Raw genomic sequence first — 3,088 nt, 5'->3', positions numbered from 1 at the left:
GGCTCGACCCAGCGCAGTCCGCCGCCGACCGCGGAGAGCGGCGTGAGCGGCTGCGGCTCGGCGCCGCCGTCCGGCTCGTGGCGGTAGAGCCGCTGGTCGGCGAAGTTCACGAAGACGATCACGGGCCGGCCGTCCCGGACGGTTCCGGTCCAGGGCCGGCCGCCGTACTCCATGACCCGGCTGCGCACGTTCCACTGCGGGGGCAGCACCGATTCCTCGGTGCCGTCGGCGCGGCGGCGCACCAGGGCCCGGCGGCCTCCCTCGGCGGGTCTCGGCTCGGTCCACCAGACCTCGTCGCCGACGAAGCCCGGGTACTGCGGCGCTCCGTCGTGGTCGGCGGCGAGCGCCGCCCCGATCGGCGAGGGCCATGTCCCGTAGGCCTGTGTGCGCACCTTGTCCCCCATCTCTGTCACGCCGTCCGCAGGAAACGGTCCAGCACCCGGACGCCGAAGTGAAGTCCTTCGACGGGAACCCGTTCGTCCACTCCGTGGAAGAGCGCCTGGTAGGCGAAGCCCTCGGGCAGCCACACGGGGGCGAAACCGTATCCGGTGATGCCCAGCTTGGCGAACTGCTTGGCGTCGGTGCCGCCGGACATGCAGTACGGCACGGTGTGCGCCTCGGGGTCGAACTCCTCGACGGCGGCGCGCAGTTTGGCGAAGGTCGGGGAGTCCACCGGGGCCTGGAGGGCGCCTTCGCGGTGGTAGTACTCCCATTCGACGTCCGGGCCGGTCAGTTCGTCGAGGGTGCGCTCGAAGTCCTGCTCGCCGCCGGGCAGGAAGCGTCCGTCGACGTGGGCGCCCGCCTCGCCGGGGATCACGTTGACCTTGTAACCGGCGTCCAGCATGGTCGGGTTGGTGCTGTTGCGCAGCGTCGGCTCGACCAGGGCGGCGGCCGGGCCGATCTTCACCAGCAGCTCGTCGACCTGGTCGGAGTCGGCGAGGTCGTACCGGGAGGCGTCGATGCCGTAGAGCGCGGCCAGTTCGGAGAGTGCGGCGCGGACGGTCGGGGTGAGGTGGAGCGGCCAGCTGTGCTCGCCGAGGCGGGTGACCGCGGCGGTGAGGCGGGTGACGGCGTTGGAACGGTTGACCTTGGAGCCGTGCCCGGCCCGCCCGCGTGCGGTCAGCCGCAGCCAGCCGGTGCCGCGTTCACCGGCGCCGATCGGGTAGATCCGTCCGCCGGAGCCGTCGTGGAAGGTGTAGGCGCCGGACTCGCTGACGCCCTCGGTGCACCCCTCGAACAGCCCCGCGTGCTGGTCGGCGAGGAAGCCGGAGCCGTCGACGGCGCTGTCCTCCTCGTCGGCGGTGAAGGCGATCACGATGTCGCGGCGGGGCCGTACGCCCTCGCGTGCCCAGGAGCGGACCACGGAGAGGATCATCGCGTCCATGTTCTTCATGTCCACCGCGCCGCGGCCCCAGAGCACGCCGTCGCGGATCTCCCCGGAGAACGGGTGAACGCTCCACTCGGCGGCGTCCGCGGGCACCACGTCGAGGTGGCCGTGGACGAGGAGGGCGTCCGCGGAGGGGTCGGTGCCCTCCAGGCGGGCGACCACGTTGGTGCGGCCCTCGGTCCGCTCCAGGAGGGTGGGTTCGAGACCGGCCTCGGCGAGCCGGGCCGCCGCGTACTCGGCGGCGGGGCGTTCGCGGCAGTCGCCGCCGCCCCGGTTGGTGGTGTCGATGCGGATCAGGTCGGACGCGAAGGTCACGACCTCGTCGAGAGCCTGCTGGTCAGCCATACGTCTCCTCCACCGCGGCCGAGACGATCGTGGTGACCGCCTTGAAGGTGCGGATTGCGTCGTACATGGTTCCTTCCGTGTAGGCGACCTTGCGTTCTCCGACACGGCCCACGCCCGGAACGACGGTCGCGGCATCGGCCAGATGCTCCGCGTCGAACTCGACGGCCACGGTGTGCGGGCCCGCCGTCACCGGCTCGTGACGGACGGCCAGGGACACCGCCTCCTTGGCGGCGGCCCGGATCTCCCCGTGCGTGCGGGAAGGCGTGCGGCACACCGCCGCGTAGCGCGAGACGTGGTCCTTCACCGCGACCTTCCGCGCCTCGGGTGCGTATCCGAGGGCGTCCTCGCAGGCCACGTCGTCGCCGGTCACCAGAATGACCGGTACCCCGTATTCGGCCACCACATGGGCGTTGAGCAGGCCTTCGCTCGCCCGGACGTCGTTCAGCCAGACCCCGGTGAGCTGGTTGGCGAGGTAGGTGTGGGCGAGGACGCCCTCCATCCCGGCGCCCGCGTGGTAGCCGATGAAGGCGATGCCGTCGACGTCGCCGTGCTGGACGCCCTCGACCATGGAGAGCGCCTTGTGCCGCCCGGTGAGCATCTCCACTCGCTCGTCGAGGCGTTCCAGGAGCAGGTTGCGCATGGTCCAGTGGGCCTCGTTGACCAGGACCTGGTCGGCGCCGCCGTCGAAGAAGCCGAGGGCGGCCGCCTGGACGTCGGAGGTGAACAGGGACCGGCAGCGTTCCCACTGGGGTGTGCCCGGCAGGACGTCGGCCGGCCAGGTGACGCCGGTGGCGCCCTCCATGTCGGCGCTGATGAGGATCTTCACCCGTCGCTCCGTTCTTCCGGTCTTCCGGCCGCACGCACGCTTGGGGCGTGAGTGTAGACCGAGGCGACGGCGAGGTGATCTTTCACCGGTCCGGACCTCTGGCGCCGGGGCCCGCGGACCGCGTCGGCCCCGGCGCCGGAGGTCCGCCGATCAGTCCTGGTGGCCGAGCTGCAGGTCGCGCTCGGTGCGGCCGCCGCCCGCCACCTGGAGGACGGTGGCGACCGGCGGGTAGCCGGCGGCGATCACCGTGTACTCGCCGGAGGACAGGTCGACGAAGCGGAAGGTGCCGTCGGAGCCGGTGGTGAGGGTGTCGACGACGTTCCCCGCGGCGTCCAGCAGGGTGACCCGGGCCTCCTCCACGGGCCGCCCGCCGCCGCCGCGGACCACGCCGCGCAGCACCGCGCCGCCCCCGCGCCCGATGCCCTGCCGGGTCTCCCGGGAGGCCTGCACGGTGACCGGCAGGGCGGTGGGCCGGTAGGCGTGGGCGCTGGCGGCCAGGGTGTACTCGCCGGCCACCAGGTCGCTGATCA

General features: G+C 72.6%; 3 protein-coding genes and 1 pseudogene. All 4 read right to left on the bottom strand.

Annotation, left to right across the window (positions count from 1 at the left end):
• Positions 1 to 404 (bottom strand): annotated as a pseudogene (locus HW445_RS24280) (S9 family peptidase); the annotation flags it as partial.
• Positions 405 to 409: 5 nt separating this feature from the next.
• A complete protein-coding gene (locus tag HW445_RS24275; RefSeq protein WP_180223077.1) occupies positions 410 to 1,732 on the bottom strand; it encodes a M20/M25/M40 family metallo-hydrolase in 1,323 nt (440 codons plus the stop codon).
• Positions 1,725 to 2,558 carry a M55 family metallopeptidase gene (locus HW445_RS24270; protein WP_151770172.1) on the bottom strand — a complete coding sequence of 278 codons (834 nt, stop codon included), beginning with the start codon at positions 2,556 to 2,558 and terminating at the stop codon, positions 1,725 to 1,727. The genes HW445_RS24275 and HW445_RS24270 overlap by 8 nt, the downstream gene beginning before the upstream one ends.
• 150 nt (positions 2,559 to 2,708) lie before the next feature.
• Positions 2,709 to 3,088, bottom strand: a 380-nt coding sequence (locus tag HW445_RS24265; protein ID WP_180223076.1) for a collagen binding domain-containing protein, incomplete at its 5' end; no start/stop codon positions are given.

It is taken from the genome of Streptomyces sp. UH6 (assembly GCF_013421635.1).
Lineage (GTDB): Bacteria > Actinomycetota > Actinomycetes > Streptomycetales > Streptomycetaceae > Streptomyces > Streptomyces abyssomicinicus.
Note: the sequence above shows the minus strand (reverse complement) of the source record. Positions and strands in the feature narration are given on the sequence as shown.

Bases quoted from the DNA above. Each gene is read 5' to 3' on its own strand.
- HW445_RS24275 (WP_180223077.1), bottom strand. From the start codon at position 1,732: ATGGCTGACCAGCAGGCTCTCGACGAGGTCGTGACCTTCGCGTCCGAC.